This window comes from Mesorhizobium sp. G2-6-1, from assembly GCF_055809095.1.
Genome location: NZ_CM147896.1, coordinates 3,337,769 through 3,351,127, shown reverse-complemented (window position 1 = coordinate 3,351,127; position 13,359 = coordinate 3,337,769). Strand labels below are relative to the sequence as shown.

The window sequence follows — 13,359 nt, the reverse complement described above, 5'->3', positions numbered from 1 at the left end:
TTACAATGTTCTGGCCACCGGGAGTAGGTAAACTATGGTTCTGGCCCACCAAGCTGGAACAACTGCGCAGCGGTGGGAAACGCGCCTATTCGGCGATGCCTTGTTCGTATTGTGCCGACATCTCCAGCCATTTTTCCTCATGCCGGGCGACCTGGCCGGACAGTTCCGTTCGTTCCTTTGCCAGCCGCGTTGCCTTGATCGGGTCTTTTTCATAGAGCGCCGGATCGGCAAGCTCGTCTTCGATGCTATCCATGCGCTTGCGCAAGCGGTCCATCAAGGCTTCGGTAGCCCTTATCTCCTTGGCGATGGGTTCCAGCGCATTGCGCCGCGCGGCGGCTTCGCGCCGCCGTTCGGCCTTCGATGCCTTTTCGGCTTCGCGCCGCTCACGACGATCTCCCGATCCGCCTGTCACCAGCGTCTTGTAATCATCAAGGTCGCCATCATAGGGATGAACTGCGCCATCCTTGACCAACCACAACCGGTCTGCGGTCGCTTCCAGCAAATGCCGATCATGCGAAATCAGGATAACGGCACCCGGAAATTCGTTGAGCGCATGGATCAAGGACTCGCGTGAATCGATGTCGAGATGGTTGGTCGGCTCATCGAAGATGAACAGGTTCGGTCCCTCAAAAGCCGCAAGGCCCATCAGCAGCCGGGCCTTTTCACCACCAGACAAATCCTTGGCGGCGGTGTTCATCTTCTCTGTTGCAAGACCGAATTGCGCAACCCGCCCGCGAACCTTCGATTCAGGTGCTTCCGGCATCAGCCGACGCACATGCTCATAGGCATTTTCCTGCGGCCTGAGATCGTCCAGCTGGTGTTGCGCGAAAATCGCTACTTTCAGCCCCGGCGCAACGGTCATCGTCCCGGTTTCGGCTTTTAGTCGACCGGACAGGAGCTTGGCGAAAGTCGACTTGCCGTTGCCATTGGCGCCAAGCAATGCAATGCGATCATCGGCATCGATGCGCAACGTCATCTTCTTCAATATCGGTTGATGGGGCTGATAACCGACATTGACATCGGAAAGCGCAATGATTGGCGAAGCCACGGTCTTCACCGGTTCGGGAAAGCTGAATGGCCGCACATTCTCATCGACCATCGATGCAATCGGCTTCATCTTTTCCAGCGCCTTGATGCGCGATTGCGCCTGCCTTGCCTTGGAGGCCTTGGCCCGGAAGCGATCGACAAAGGATTGCAGATGTTTGCGCGCAGCCTCCTGCTTGACCCTGCCCTTTTCCTGCAATTCACGCTGTTCGGTGAACTGGCGTTCAAACTGGTCATAGCCACCACGCCAGAACGTCATTTTCTTCTGGTCGAGATGAACGATGGAATTGACAGCGCGATTGAGCAGATCGCGGTCATGCGAGATGAGAAGAACGGTATGGGGGTACTTTGCCACATAATTCTCAAGCCAAAGCGTACCTTCCAGATCGAGATAGTTGGTAGGCTCATCAAGCAGCAAAAGGTCAGGCTCGGCAAACAGGACGGCGGCCAGTGCAACACGCATCCGCCAGCCACCGGAAAATGACGAAGCCGGACGCCGTTGTGCGTCATCGTCAAATCCCAGACCGGCAAGAATGGTGGCGGCGCGCGATTCGGCCGAATGCGCGTCGATATCGGCGAGACGAATATGAATTTCGGCGATCCGATGCGGGTCCGTCGCCGTCTTTTCTTCTTCAAGAAGTGCCGCGCGTTCCTTGTCGGCTTTCAACACGATCTCGATAAGTGGTTCTTCGGTGCCAGGCGCTTCCTGGGCAACCTGACCGATACGCGTGTTCTTCGGCAGGTCGATTGAGCCGGTTTCCGCCGAAATGTCGCCGGTAATCGCCTTGAACAGGGTAGTCTTGCCCGTTCCATTGCGACCCACAAGCCCAGCCTTGACCCCGGCGGGCAATGCCAGCGAGGCGTGGTCGAGAAGCAGGCGGCCTGCTATGCGAAGTGAAAGATCGTTGATTGTAAGCATGTCGGCGCTTTTGCACGGGACGCCCGCGAACCGCAAGCCCCGCAGGGCACTTGCGCCCGCTAATCATGCATATGCGCGTCCCTGTTGCGTGCGCTGGAAATAGATCAGATCAAGCGGCACCGACGGGCGGCCCAACATTGTCAGGATCATGTGGGCATGGCCGCGATGATGCGTCTGGTGATTGAAAAAATGACTGAGCGCCGGTGAAAGCCGTTGCGACACGGTGCGCATGTCAGTCACCGTCATATAGGAAAAGCGGCCAGCCAGCGCTTTTTCACTGAGCCCATCGACCCACTTGGCAATGCGCTCATCTTCCACCTCGCGCGCAACACGCAATGCGGGAAGCGCCTCATGAATGATCGCATCGAGCGTAGCCGGTGAATCACCCTCGCCGGTAAAGCGATTCATCCAGATGCGATCGGCAGTCAATACATGGTTGAGTGTTCCTGTCATCGAACCGAAAAAGGCACCCGTGTTGCGTGTGAGTTCATCCTCGTCGAGATTTGCAGCGGCATCGTAGATACGACTGTTGGCCCATTGATTATAGGCCGCAAACATCATGAAGTGTTTTCTCATCGATTGTCCTATAGTTCCCTGACACTCTGCCAAGATTACCTAACCGCTGGAAAGAAATACGCCAATGACCATTCTTGTCTATGACCTTGTGGGGCGCGATGAAAAGCGTCCATTCAGCCCGCATTGCTGGAAAGCGACAATGGCACTGGCCCATAAGGGGTTGGATTTCAAATGCGTTCCAACACGTTTTGTGGACGTCCCGAAAATCGAGAACGGGATCGCGAAAACCGTTCCAGTTATCCGTGACGGCGACAACGTCATCGTTGATTCCTTCTCAATCGCCACCTATCTCGACGACACCTATCCTGACCGGCCAACCTTGTTTGGCAGTGAAGGCGGCAAGGCAATGGCTCGCTTCATCGAGCGTTGGGCGGTGACACAACTCCACCCTTTTCTGGGCTCTGCGGCCCTCCTGGAGATTTGTCATTCACTAGATGAGGAAAACGAGACTTATTTCCGCACAAGCCGCGAACAACGCTATGGCAAGAATCTTGAAGAAGTAGGCGCAGAACGCGATGTGCATCTGCCGGCATTCCGTAAGAGACTTGATCCGCTTCGCAGCATGCTCGAATTTCAACCATTCATAGGTGGAAGTTCTCCACTTTTTGCCGATTACATTGTTTTCGGCGCTCTGCAGTGGGTGCGCGTATCATCGACTTACGCATTTCTGGACGACGAGGATGCACGCATACGCGACTGGTTTGAGCGATGCCTGGACCTTCACGATGGGCTGGGCCGCAAAACGGCTGCCGCTGCTTAGGGCCTGTTGAATATCGCCGTACGGGCTGCGCCGCGGTGAAAATGAGCCCAGTTCTAGAAGTGAGAAGGAAGGACATGCAGGGCATATTCGACGACGAGCGACGCAGAAATGGCTCATTTGCACGCGGCCCCTTTGGGGTTGGGTTGAAATCGCTCCTGAATACGTCAGAAATGCTCGAAAGTGGCCCACACTTCCTTGCGCTTTCCTCCTGTTCAGCAACGATTTCAGCGCCAACGCAGCCTCGTGCGCTGATATTCAACAGGCCCTAAAGCGCCACCGTCGTTCCATCCCCTTGGCAAGGGTTCGCGCGGCTTGTATAGAGCCGCCACCAACCAATTCCCCTATCTCAGAAGGACGACCTTATGGCGCTCGAACGCACTTTTTCGATGATCAAGCCCGACGCAACCCGGCGCAACCTGACAGGTGCCATCACCAAGATGCTGGAAGACGCAGGCTTGCGCGTTGTTGCATCAAGACGTGTGTGGATGAGCCGCCGTGAAGCAGAGGGCTTTTATGCCGTCCATAAAGAGCGCCCCTTCTTCGGCGAACTCGTCGAATTCATGTCTTCGGCACCAACGATCGTGCAGGTTCTGGAAGGTGAAAATGCAATTGCCAGGAACCGCGAAGTGATGGGAGCAACAAACCCAGCCGACGCCGCCGACGGCACCATCCGCAAGGTTCATGCCCTGTCGATTGGCGAAAACTCGGTGCATGGCTCCGACGCGCCGGAAACGGCAGCGGAAGAAATCAGATATTGGTTCTCCGCTACCGAAGTAGTCGGATAATCAGCTAAAACATACTCAGGAATGAACAAAACCCGGGGCATACGCCTCGGGTTTTGTCTTTCGGAACACGGCCTTGGGTCAATCGCCACCCGAACAAGATCAGGCGAAGAGGAACCTGTCAGGCTTTCATCAGAAGAATTGTTTTTAAGCCACCTGAGGTCAAATCCACCGGGTGATGATCGGTGGTGAAAAACCAGATCTCGTCATCCACCGTTATGCGAGCTTGCAGCGTATAGGTCATACGCGGCTGGATCAGTGATGGGTCAAACTTGATCGCAAATTGGACAGGAACCTGCCCCATCTGCTCAATCTTCTGTGTTCCCAAAACAGTCGCAGGCGCATCGCTTTGGGAAATATCGACAAGTTGAACGGTGAGCACCGCATTTTGCGGCAAGGCTATGCGCTCACGATAGACAACCTCGCCGTTCAGAACACGATCAGCGGCAACGGAAGAGTTCGGCGTCGCAATTGCGCCCGCCATCATGGGCACAAACCCGAAGATGAATAATTCAGCGACCTTGTCCAGCATGTCCTACCTCATTTGCAGGACCGACAATGGATGGGGTAAATGAGGAAAATAAATGGCTGCTATAAGGTAATATTCGGAATCCAGAAGAAACAGAGCCGGATTGGCGTCACCGTTTCCAGCGGGCCGCTGCTGCCTCATCAGCGTCCTTTGCTTCAACCCAGCCGCCCTGAGAGCCATCAGCCTGAGATTCTTTTTTCCAAAACGGTGCTCTGGATTTCAAATAATCCATCAGGAAATTCGCCGCATCGAATGCCGCAGCCCGGTGCGATGACGTCGCAATCACCAGGACAATCTGAGCCCCCGGAGCAAGCTTGCCGGTGCGGTGTATGGCCGTAAGGCCCAGGAGAGGCCATCGTTCGGCCGCTTGCTCCGCGATACGGCGGATTTCGGCTTCAGCCATACCCGGATAGTGTTCGAGTTCAAGCGCGGCCAGCTTTCCCGCTTCGTCGCGGCATAACCCTGTAAACGTAACGACGGCACCGATATCGGTTCGGCCAGCCGTCAGTTCCGCGACCTCGGCCCCAACATCGAAATCTTCCGTCTGGATACGGATTTTGGGAACAATCGAGACGGGAGCCAACTCAACCCCCGTCATGGGCGGGAAAAGTGCGATCTCGCGAGGGGTGCCAATCTTTTCGCCATGCTCGACATGCTCCTGATCGAGCGCCACCCTGATGACATCAGGATATTGCAGCGCATTTTCATATTCTTCGCCGCGCGTTTGCAGCCACACCAGGAGATCGGCGACCGTTTCAACAGAGGAAGGCAACGTCACGTCTTCCTCCGATTTGCCGATCCTTTCACGCACCCAGGCGAAATAGATGAGTTTCATCGTCCTACTCGTCAATGATGTGCTTCAGACCGGCGCGGAAATAATCATAGCCGGTATAGAGCGTAACGATTGCAGCCACCCACAAAAGCACCAAGCCGGTCTGGCTTGTGTAAGGGAAGATCTTGTCACCAGCAGGTCCGGCAAGAAGAAAACCGATCGAAACCATCTGGATGGTTGTTTTCCACTTGGCCAATTGCGTCACCGGCACGCTGACCTTAAGCGCGGCAAGATATTCGCGCAGGCCCGAAACCAGAATTTCGCGACACAAGATGATGATTGCAGCCCACAGCGACCAGCCAGCAATTCCCCCGCGCCAATCAGTATCGGCAGCAAGCAACAACAGGCAGGTCGCCACCAGCAACTTATCGGCGATCGGGTCGAGCATCTTGCCGATGTTCGATGTCTGCTTCCACGCGCGTGCCAGATAGCCGTCCAGATAGTCCGTCAAGCTGGCAATGATGAAAATCGCCAGCGCAGACCAGCGGGCGAAGTCACTGGATTTCAAATGACCTTCCAGAAAAAAACACAGAACAACCAGCGGCACCGCGACAATTCGGGCGTAGGTGAGCAAGTTCGGCAGGTTGAAAGCGCGTTTGGCCATGGGATACAGACTCTTTTTGCTTGGATACTTCAAGCAGAAGGCGACGTGAGGGGTCAACAGGCTAAAATCGTCTGGCCACCAATATGGGCTGTAATGCGTCAACTCTCATGAAAATGATCGTAAACCAGCTTCGCCACACGCTCCGAAATGCCCTCAACCGTCCTCAAATCTTCGATTGCCGCACCACTAACCGCCTTGGCTGTGCCAAAGTGTAGCAATAACGCCCGCTTTCGTCCGGGACCAATACCGCTGATTTCGTCGAGCGGGTTCTTCACCATGTCCTTCTTGCGGCGGGCGCGGTGCGAACCAATGGCAAAACGATGCGCCTCGTCACGAAGTCTCTGCACGAAATACAAAACGGGATCACGTACCGGCAGCGTAAAATTCCCTCTTCCCTTGACGAAGAACCGCTCTCGCCCAGCTTCCCGATCCTGCCCCTTGGCAACGCCAATTGCGACAACGCGATCCTCGACACCCATTTCGGTGAGAATTTTTCGCACGGCAGACATCTGCCCCTGTCCGCCATCAATCAGGATGACATCCGGCCACGCCGGAAATTCGGATGGCATGGGGTCGTCGTCGGTCTCCCCGTCGGGTCCGCTTTCCTGAGCATCGCCGTGGTCTTTCAAAAGCCTTGAGAATCGACGCTGCATGACCTCGCGCATCATGCCGAAATCGTCACCGGGTGTAATATCGGTCGAGCGAATATTGAATTTGCGATACTGATTTTTGACGAACCCTTCAGGTCCGGCAACGATCATGGCACCGACTGCGTTCGTACCCATAATGTGGGAATTGTCGTAAACCTCGACCCGCACCGGCGGCTTCGCCAGTCCAAAGGTCTCGGCAAACCCCGCCAGCAACCTCGTCTGGGTCGATGTCTCCGCCAAACGCCGCCCCAATGCCTCGCGCGCATTTTGCACTGCATTGTCTGTCAGTTCTTTCTTGTCGCCCCGTCGCGGCACACTGATCGTCACCTTGCGTCCGGCACGACTTGTCAGAGCCTCTCCCAACAAATCCTGATCCTCGACGCAATGCGATAACAGGATTGTGCGAGGAACCGGCTTGTCATCATAAAACTGTGCCAGAAATGAACCCAGCACCTCCGCCGCTTCGAGAGCCGGATCCGCCTTGGGAAAATAGGCGCGATTGCCCCAGTTCTGACCGGTTCGAAAGAAAAACACCTGGATGCAGATCTGACCGCCTTCCTGATGAATGGCAAAAATATCGGCTTCGTCCACCGATTGGGAATTTATGCCTTGATGGCCTTGCACATGCGCCAAGGCCGAAAGGCGGTCGCGATAGATCGCGGCACGCTCGAAATCGAGGTCCTCGGCAGCCGCCTGCATAGCAGACGAAATCTCTGCCTTTACCTTGCGGCTGCGACCCGACAGAAATGCCTTCGCCTCATCCACCAGCGCCGCATAGTCACTATGCGAGATTTCGCCGGTACAGGGCGCGGCACATCGCTTGATCTGGAACAGAAGACACGGACGCGTGCGATTTGCAAAAAACGAGTCGGTACAATTGCGCAAAAGAAAGGCGCGTTGCAGCGAATTTATGGTTTCGGTCACCGCCCGCGCCGATGCAAAAGGGCCGAAATAATTACCCTTACCAGAGCGTGCGCCGCGATGTTTATAAAGACCCGGAGACGCGTGGTCATCGGTGATGAGAATATAGGGAAACGACTTGTCGTCGCGCATCAATACATTGAAACGTGGCCGCAACCGCTTGATAAGGTTCGCTTCCAGAAGGAGCGCTTCGGTTTCGGTACGGGTCACGACGAATTCCATCGTCGCCGTTTCTCGAACCATGCGGCCAATTCGAAACGTGTGGAAACGCCCTTGCGCATACTGCGTGACACGCTTCTTCAGACTGCGCGCCTTGCCAACGTAGAGAACATCGCCAGCGGCATTCATCATCCGGTAAACGCCGGGTGCATTGGGCAGGCGTTTGACCAGCGTCTGGATGACCTCGGCACCGATCATCCCATCTGTGTCACCTTTTTGCGGTGTCCAGTCGATAGCGGTAAAAGACACGTTCGCAGCCACAGGCACGCCACTTTCAACGCCCATTCCATCCTCGGTCACGACTTCGGGAAGATCGTCGCCGGGAACGTTATTGCCTGCTTTGCTGTGCGCCACTTTGGTGTTCATTCTCCAATGCCAATGACGTCTGGTGTTTCCCAGGCCAGATGTTGACCGCCATCCAATGCGATCATCTGGCCGGTTACCGAGCGCGCTTGCCATAAATAGCGGATCGTCGCACCAAACTCGTCAAGTTCCGGCCCCTGCCTCAACAGCAGCCCTTCAGTTTGATTCAGGAAATCCTGATCGCTTTGACGCTTGCTCTTGAATGTCGGACCAGGGCCAATTGCATTGACCCGGATATGTGGAGCAAGTGCCTGAGCCATTGTCTGTGTTGCCGACCACAGCGTCGATTTCGACAATGTGTAAGAGAAAAACCGCGGCGAAGGGCGCCATACGCGCTGGTCGACAATGTTGACAACCAGGCCGCGTTGATCGGCGGGAAGTGCTTTTGCAAAGGTCTGCGTCAAGATCACCGGTGCCTTCACATGAATGGCAAAATGGTCGTCCCACCTGGCCCAATCGAGATCAAGCGCCGAATCGGCTTCAAAAACCGAGGCATTGTTGACAAGCAGCGAGAACCGGTCCGAATTCGTCTTGCACACGGCCAATCAATGCGGTTGTCGCGACCATATCCGTCAGGTCCGCCGAAACGGCAATTGCGCGCCCACCCTGATCGTTGATGCTTGACGCCAGTTCACGCGCGGCATCGAGCGACTTGTTGCAGTGAATGGCAACCGAAAAGCCATGCGCGGCAAGGTCTTCGACAATGGCTCGTCCAATCCGCTTCGCCCCACCCGTTACCAGAACTGTGCCGGTGCCCTGCATCATTTATCTTCCTGTCCCGAGTTAACCCGGTTCGCCTTTTGCCAACCATCCATCTGGTCCTGCGTATTTAGATGCATTCACCTGCTATTCGTTCCTGAGGCAACATTGTGGCGAGATCAGCCCCACAGCTTCCCGTTTGTCTCGGTACAAGCCGTTGGAAGAGGCTATATAGGCGGGCCAAGCCCTTGCTCCAAGCCCACTACAGCCAAACACGCTCAACGCTACTGACATCTGTGTTGCAACGATGCAACGCCTATGTTCAGCCGCATTTGTGACAGGGAATGACCCAACTTCAAATTCGCTTCGGCCTCATTTGCCCACCAAATTCCGGAACCTATGAGCGACGTATTTGTTTTCCTCCCACGGCAAACACGTCTTTCACACCAAGCAAGCCTGAGTGAGTGGCTTAAGGAGTTAGAACAATGACTACCAATCTCAAATTTGCTCGTCCAGCTGCGGTAGCTATCGGGCTTTTCGCTTTTGCCACCGCGGTTCCAGCATTCGCCGCAGACGCAGTTATGGATGTGGCACCGGCACCTGCGCCGATTGCTGAACTTCCGGTTGCCTCGTGGGCTGGCCCATACGCCGGTCTGAATATCGGTTACGGCTTCAGCGGCCGCACCGAAGAGCCCGGCAATACGGTCAATACTGACGGTTTCCTGGGCGGCGCATTCGCCGGCTATAACTACCAGATGGAAAATTTCGTCATCGGTGGTGAAGGTGAGATCGGCTACAATGGCGTCAAGGGCAGCAATGCCGGCACGTCATCCAAGGGCGGTTTTGAAGGCTCCCTGCGTGCCCGTCTCGGCTACGTAGTCAGCCCGGACATCCTGCTCTATGGTACCGGTGGTGGTGCTGCCCAGCGCCTGAAAGTTACCCAAGGCGGCGTTAGCGACAGCAATACCATGCTCGGCTGGACCGCCGGCGTTGGTACCGACATCAAGCTGACCGACAATGTCTTTGGCCGTGTCGAATATCGCTACACCGACTATGGTAGCGACAACTTCACGACAGGTGCCGGAACGCGTAGCGTTAGTTCGCGCGACAACCGCGTCACCTTCGGCGTCGGCATGAAGTTCTGATCCGACGTCAAAGTCGCAAACATGAAAAGCCGGGCTAACAAGCCCGGCTTTTTTTGTTGTCGCCCTCAGGAGGGAATGTAAGCGTTCAATTCGGGAAATTTTGCATCGAACCGCGCCGCCCAGCGCGTCAACCGGCCACGCCCGCGCTCCCACTTGCCGGGAAATCGCAATGCCAGATAACCAAGGGTTGCACGCAAGGCGATCTGACCAGCCGTAATCTTTTTGGGCAATTTGGGTGGATTGGCATTCAGATAGTCAAGCGAGCGGACAATCTTGCCCCATTGTTTGTCGATCCAGTCTTGGGAAACCATTTCTTCAGGTCGTGAACGCCGTTCATAAACCACTGACAATGCGCAATCGCAGATACCGTCAGCCAATGCTTCAAGAACTTCCGCCTCAAGTCGCTTGTCGGGATTACGCGGGAACAGAACATTCTTCGACTGGCGGTTCAGGTACTGTGTAATCGCGCGGCTGTCATAGATTGCGCGCCCGTCATCAAGAAGAAGCGTCGGAATTTTGCCAAGTGGGTTGGCTCCAATCAGCGATACCGGCGCATCATCGGTTTTCGTCGGGACCGCTTCAATGTCAAGACCGGCATAGACAACCGCCATGCGAACTTTGGCGCTGTAGGGAGAAGCGGAAGCATAAAGTAATTTCAGCATATTCGTTTCCTGTTTGACGGCTGCACCTGCGTCAGCGGCAAACAAGAAGTAACGGCCAGCCACAAAAATGCAATCCGCTACAGGAAATCGGTGCGTTCGCTACAAAACGACCATTCTAACGCTTTTGACAGATCACCGCAGAACGCGGCAACTTCCGTTATATACCTTCCAGCGGTCGAAGCCCGATACGCAGAATTCGACATTATCGCCGAGCGACGCAAACCCCTGACCTTCCTCGATCAGGTACCAGATCTCACGGTCGCGCCCATCCGACAACGCCACCGTTGCACCGCAATAATGGCGCGCGATCTGCCAATTTTCACTTGCCGGTTCACTGCGATGCAGATGAATGCGTTGAAAATCAGCAATCTGCACATCTGGCAGATTGGGCACATTGTGCACCTGATAGTTGAAGCGATGCGTGATTTTGCTCAAGACCGCCGGCGTGCTGCAAACACTCGCATCACCATCATCGACATAAGTCGAAAGATCGGCAGCGTAAACGACGCCCGCACCGGCACCCCACGCACAAATGCTGAAAAGAACTGCGAAAGTGGAACTGTTATAACGAGTCATTTCGACCTCTTCTAGCAAATTTGCCGCACTTTGAGGACTTCGGCCAGTGCGGTCAAGCACCTTGATTGTCTTGCGACAGCCACGCGACACTCCACGGTGCTGCTTGATCGACCGCAAGCAGGCGATGCAACACTGGGAAAAGGGATTGCAACTCTCCCGCCAGCGTGAACGGTGGATTGACAACAATCATCCCGGTTCCATCAAGCCGAGGTTCGCCTGAACCAAGCCTGACCTCGAAAGAGATGTCGAGCACTTTGGCAATACCAGTTTGGGCAAGCATTCGCCTGAACTCGGCGACAGCCGCGCGATCCTTGATCGGATACCAAAGCGCGTACATGCCACCCGGCCAGCGTTGATATGCTTTTCGCAACCCCTCCAAAAGACGATTGAACTCGCCGTCCTCTTCAAAAGGCGGGTCCACGAGCACCAACCCACGCTTTTCTTTGGGCGGTAAATGTGCGCCAAGCGCCAGCCAGCCGTCGAGCTTGATAACTCGCGTCTGGAAATCCCCCTCAAACGCCGTTTTCAGGCGCTTGGCATCTTGCGGATGCAATTCTATGGCGGAAAGACGATCCTGAATGCGCAGCAGATGGCGCACAATCATCGGTGAACCCGGATATTTTCTTAAGCTTGCACTTTGATTGACCGCCCGAACCGCATCCAGATATGGCGCGACCATACCTGCTACGTCTTCATTGTCCTGACTGGCCATCAGCTTTGCTATGCCGCCGCGCCATTCGCCGGTCTTGTCCGCTTCTGTCGAAGCCAGATCATAGACACCCGCACCGGCATGCGTGTCGATAACCCGAAACGCCTTGTCCTTCTGCTTGAGGTATTCGATCAGCCGCGACAGAACGATGTGTTTGACAACATCGGCAAAACTTCCGGCATGATAGGCGTGACGATAGTTCATTCTGGCGCGCCATGTTTGGAGGACAAGACCCGGTTATCCAGTGTCACCGCCCCTGCCCCAGCGTGTTGGAGGTGGTTGTGAGTTCGGATTTTCCTGCCGGCCGACTTTACGTTTCCTGAATGCCAGAACCAGTCCGATAAAGCCAACAGCCATGAGGGAGATGCCTATTGGTTGAAGGCGCTTATCCACTTCTGCGCTGCCTGAACGAAGGACCAGATCCACTTTGCTGATCAGAATGTTCTCCGCATCGCCGCGACCAACAACAAAATGGTAGCTGCCATCGCTGACGGTTTGAATCAAGCCGCCATCGTCGCGGAAAATCCTGGCGGACACTTGCGGGCTTTGCTCGCGCGGTACCGGATTACCTTTGAAGTTCAATGCCCTGGCAAGGATCGTCTTGCCAGCATGGGAGGCCGTAACGGTAAGTACGGTATGGTCGGACGAGATGATCTGATCTGCATTCGTTGTCAGATCAACAAGCACACGCACCGGTGTATCGCCTGCCTTCAGTTGTATATCGACCGGTATGAAGGTTTTCCCCTCATAAACAGGCCAGCTACCGATCTCATGACCCGAGAAATTGGTTACAGCCCAAGGATAGACCACACCAACGCCAGCCCCGGCGAGCAAAATCAGCAAGAACAACAGACGCATCAATCGGTTCCCGTAATCCACCCGCAACGCGACAATCGACAGGTCAAGCCTTGCGCTCCCAGCGCCGATCATCCGTCTGTTGCCAGTAAGTGACGCTGTGACCGCAAGCTTTCATGGTCTTCCAGTGTCCTCGCGCCGCCTCAACCTGATCCGTATCATGCCCATCGAACAGGAAAACGGCCCGCTCATAACCCTCAAGGTCAGGCGGCGATGCTCCATCGACCAGAAAGCGGATGTTTGCACTATTGTCATTGTCCGTGTCGGTGGTCAGCAAGATCGGCTGTTCGCTGGCAAACGCATCCTTATCCGTTGCATGGGCAAGAAATGAATCGTCGCGGAATGTCCATAATTGCTGGTTCAACGCATCGCGCCGTTCTTCCGAGCCAGTTTGAACCAGTGCACGCCACCCGCGTGCAACGCTCCGCTCCAGCAGACCGGGAAGCGCGTCTTCCAGGGTTGATTCAGTCATATGATAGAACAGGATTTCAGTCATTTCCCGGCAAGCAGTTTT

The 13,359-nt window shown here is 55.2% G+C and carries 14 protein-coding genes and 2 pseudogenes; 3 read left to right on the top strand and 13 right to left on the bottom strand.

The window, feature by feature from the left end:
* Positions 1–85: 85 nt before the first annotated feature.
* The gene (locus AC0L7S_RS16135) at positions 86–1,963 is read right to left on the bottom strand and encodes an ABC-F family ATP-binding cassette domain-containing protein (RefSeq protein ID WP_473471947.1); all 1,878 of its coding nucleotides are present in this window, start codon (positions 1,961–1,963) and stop codon (positions 86–88) included.
* Positions 1,964–2,026: 63 nt separating this feature from the next.
* The gene (locus AC0L7S_RS16130; RefSeq protein ID WP_473471946.1) at positions 2,027–2,539 is read right to left on the bottom strand and encodes a DinB family protein; all 513 of its coding nucleotides are present in this window, start codon (positions 2,537–2,539) and stop codon (positions 2,027–2,029) included.
* Positions 2,540–2,603: 64 nt separating this feature from the next.
* On the opposite strand from AC0L7S_RS16130, the gene AC0L7S_RS16125 reads away from it, so the two are divergent.
* Together AC0L7S_RS16125 and ndk are read left to right on the top strand one after the other, a co-directional pair.
* Positions 2,604–3,299 (top strand): glutathione S-transferase family protein, encoded by a 696-nt coding sequence (locus AC0L7S_RS16125; RefSeq protein WP_473471945.1) that lies wholly within the window; start codon positions 2,604–2,606, stop codon positions 3,297–3,299.
* 362 nt (positions 3,300–3,661) lie between these two features.
* Positions 3,662–4,084: a nucleoside-diphosphate kinase gene (gene ndk, locus AC0L7S_RS16120; RefSeq protein WP_473471944.1), complete on the top strand. Its 423-nt coding sequence runs from the start codon at positions 3,662–3,664 to the stop codon at positions 4,082–4,084.
* 118 nt (positions 4,085–4,202) lie between these two features.
* On the opposite strand, the gene AC0L7S_RS16115 is transcribed toward ndk, so the two are convergent.
* The 6 genes and pseudogenes from AC0L7S_RS16115 to AC0L7S_RS16090 form a co-directional block, all read right to left on the bottom strand.
* A complete protein-coding gene (locus tag AC0L7S_RS16115) occupies positions 4,203–4,613 on the bottom strand; it encodes a YbaY family lipoprotein (protein WP_473471943.1) in 411 nt (136 codons plus the stop codon).
* A 106-nt stretch (positions 4,614–4,719) separates the two neighbouring features.
* Positions 4,720–5,208 (bottom strand): molybdenum cofactor biosynthesis protein MoaE, encoded by a 489-nt coding sequence (locus AC0L7S_RS16110; protein WP_473474328.1) that lies wholly within the window; start codon positions 5,206–5,208, stop codon positions 4,720–4,722.
* 3 nt (positions 5,209–5,211) lie between these two features.
* Positions 5,212–5,445: pseudogene (locus tag AC0L7S_RS16105) on the bottom strand (MoaD/ThiS family protein); the annotation flags it as partial.
* A 4-nt stretch (positions 5,446–5,449) separates the two neighbouring features.
* The gene (gene pgsA / locus AC0L7S_RS16100) at positions 5,450–6,046 is read right to left on the bottom strand and encodes a CDP-diacylglycerol--glycerol-3-phosphate 3-phosphatidyltransferase (protein WP_473471942.1); all 597 of its coding nucleotides are present in this window, start codon (positions 6,044–6,046) and stop codon (positions 5,450–5,452) included.
* A 98-nt stretch (positions 6,047–6,144) separates the two neighbouring features.
* Positions 6,145–8,202 (bottom strand): excinuclease ABC subunit UvrC, encoded by a 2,058-nt coding sequence (gene uvrC / locus AC0L7S_RS16095; RefSeq protein WP_473471941.1) that lies wholly within the window; start codon positions 8,200–8,202, stop codon positions 6,145–6,147.
* A pseudogene (locus tag AC0L7S_RS16090) lies at positions 8,199–8,964 on the bottom strand (SDR family oxidoreductase). The gene uvrC and the pseudogene AC0L7S_RS16090 overlap by 4 nt, the downstream one beginning before the upstream one ends.
* 419 nt (positions 8,965–9,383) lie before the next feature.
* On the opposite strand from AC0L7S_RS16090, the gene AC0L7S_RS16085 reads away from it, so the two are divergent.
* Entirely contained in the window at positions 9,384–10,043 is a 660-nt protein-coding gene (locus AC0L7S_RS16085) for an outer membrane protein (RefSeq protein ID WP_473471940.1), read from the top strand.
* Positions 10,044–10,108: 65 nt separating this feature from the next.
* On the opposite strand, the gene AC0L7S_RS16080 is transcribed toward AC0L7S_RS16085, so the two are convergent.
* The 5 genes from AC0L7S_RS16080 to AC0L7S_RS16060 form a co-directional block, all read right to left on the bottom strand.
* Positions 10,109–10,705, bottom strand: a complete 597-nt coding sequence (locus AC0L7S_RS16080) for a glutathione S-transferase family protein (RefSeq protein ID WP_473471939.1) — start codon at positions 10,703–10,705, stop codon at positions 10,109–10,111.
* A gap of 132 nt (positions 10,706–10,837) precedes the next feature.
* Complete coding sequence (locus AC0L7S_RS16075; RefSeq protein ID WP_473471938.1) at positions 10,838–11,281, bottom strand: hypothetical protein; 444 nt, start codon at positions 11,279–11,281, stop codon at positions 10,838–10,840.
* A gap of 52 nt (positions 11,282–11,333) precedes the next feature.
* Positions 11,334–12,194 (bottom strand): 23S rRNA (adenine(2030)-N(6))-methyltransferase RlmJ, encoded by an 861-nt coding sequence (locus AC0L7S_RS16070; protein ID WP_473471937.1) that lies wholly within the window; start codon positions 12,192–12,194, stop codon positions 11,334–11,336.
* Between the two features lie 33 nt (positions 12,195–12,227).
* Positions 12,228–12,920 carry a hypothetical protein gene (locus AC0L7S_RS16065; protein ID WP_473471936.1) on the bottom strand — a complete coding sequence of 231 codons (693 nt, stop codon included), beginning with the start codon at positions 12,918–12,920 and terminating at the stop codon, positions 12,228–12,230.
* Entirely contained in the window at positions 12,892–13,341 is a 450-nt protein-coding gene (locus AC0L7S_RS16060; RefSeq protein ID WP_473471935.1) for a DNA polymerase III subunit chi, read from the bottom strand. Before AC0L7S_RS16060 ends, AC0L7S_RS16065 begins: the two co-directional genes overlap by 29 nt.
* Between the last annotated feature and the right edge of the window lie 18 nt (positions 13,342–13,359).

Coding starts and splice junctions, on each gene's coding strand:
- AC0L7S_RS16075 (WP_473471938.1), bottom strand. CDS start 11,281: ATGACTCGTTATAACAGTTCCACTTTCGCAGTTCTTTTCAGCATTTGT.
- AC0L7S_RS16080 (WP_473471939.1), bottom strand. CDS start 10,705: ATGCTGAAATTACTTTATGCTTCCGCTTCTCCCTACAGCGCCAAAGTT.
- ndk (WP_473471944.1), top strand. CDS start 3,662: ATGGCGCTCGAACGCACTTTTTCGATGATCAAGCCCGACGCAACCCGG.
- AC0L7S_RS16085 (WP_473471940.1), top strand. CDS start 9,384: ATGACTACCAATCTCAAATTTGCTCGTCCAGCTGCGGTAGCTATCGGG.
- AC0L7S_RS16070 (WP_473471937.1), bottom strand. CDS start 12,194: ATGAACTATCGTCACGCCTATCATGCCGGAAGTTTTGCCGATGTTGTC.
- AC0L7S_RS16130 (WP_473471946.1), bottom strand. CDS start 2,539: ATGAGAAAACACTTCATGATGTTTGCGGCCTATAATCAATGGGCCAAC.
- AC0L7S_RS16060 (WP_473471935.1), bottom strand. CDS start 13,341: ATGACTGAAATCCTGTTCTATCATATGACTGAATCAACCCTGGAAGAC.
- uvrC (WP_473471941.1), bottom strand. CDS start 8,202: ATGAACACCAAAGTGGCGCACAGCAAAGCAGGCAATAACGTTCCCGGC.
- AC0L7S_RS16110 (WP_473474328.1), bottom strand. CDS start 5,208: ATGACGGGGGTTGAGTTGGCTCCCGTCTCGATTGTTCCCAAAATCCGT.
- AC0L7S_RS16115 (WP_473471943.1), bottom strand. CDS start 4,613: ATGCTGGACAAGGTCGCTGAATTATTCATCTTCGGGTTTGTGCCCATG.
- AC0L7S_RS16135 (WP_473471947.1), bottom strand. CDS start 1,963: ATGCTTACAATCAACGATCTTTCACTTCGCATAGCAGGCCGCCTGCTT.
- pgsA (WP_473471942.1), bottom strand. CDS start 6,046: ATGGCCAAACGCGCTTTCAACCTGCCGAACTTGCTCACCTACGCCCGA.
- AC0L7S_RS16065 (WP_473471936.1), bottom strand. CDS start 12,920: ATGATCGGCGCTGGGAGCGCAAGGCTTGACCTGTCGATTGTCGCGTTG.
- AC0L7S_RS16125 (WP_473471945.1), top strand. CDS start 2,604: ATGACCATTCTTGTCTATGACCTTGTGGGGCGCGATGAAAAGCGTCCA.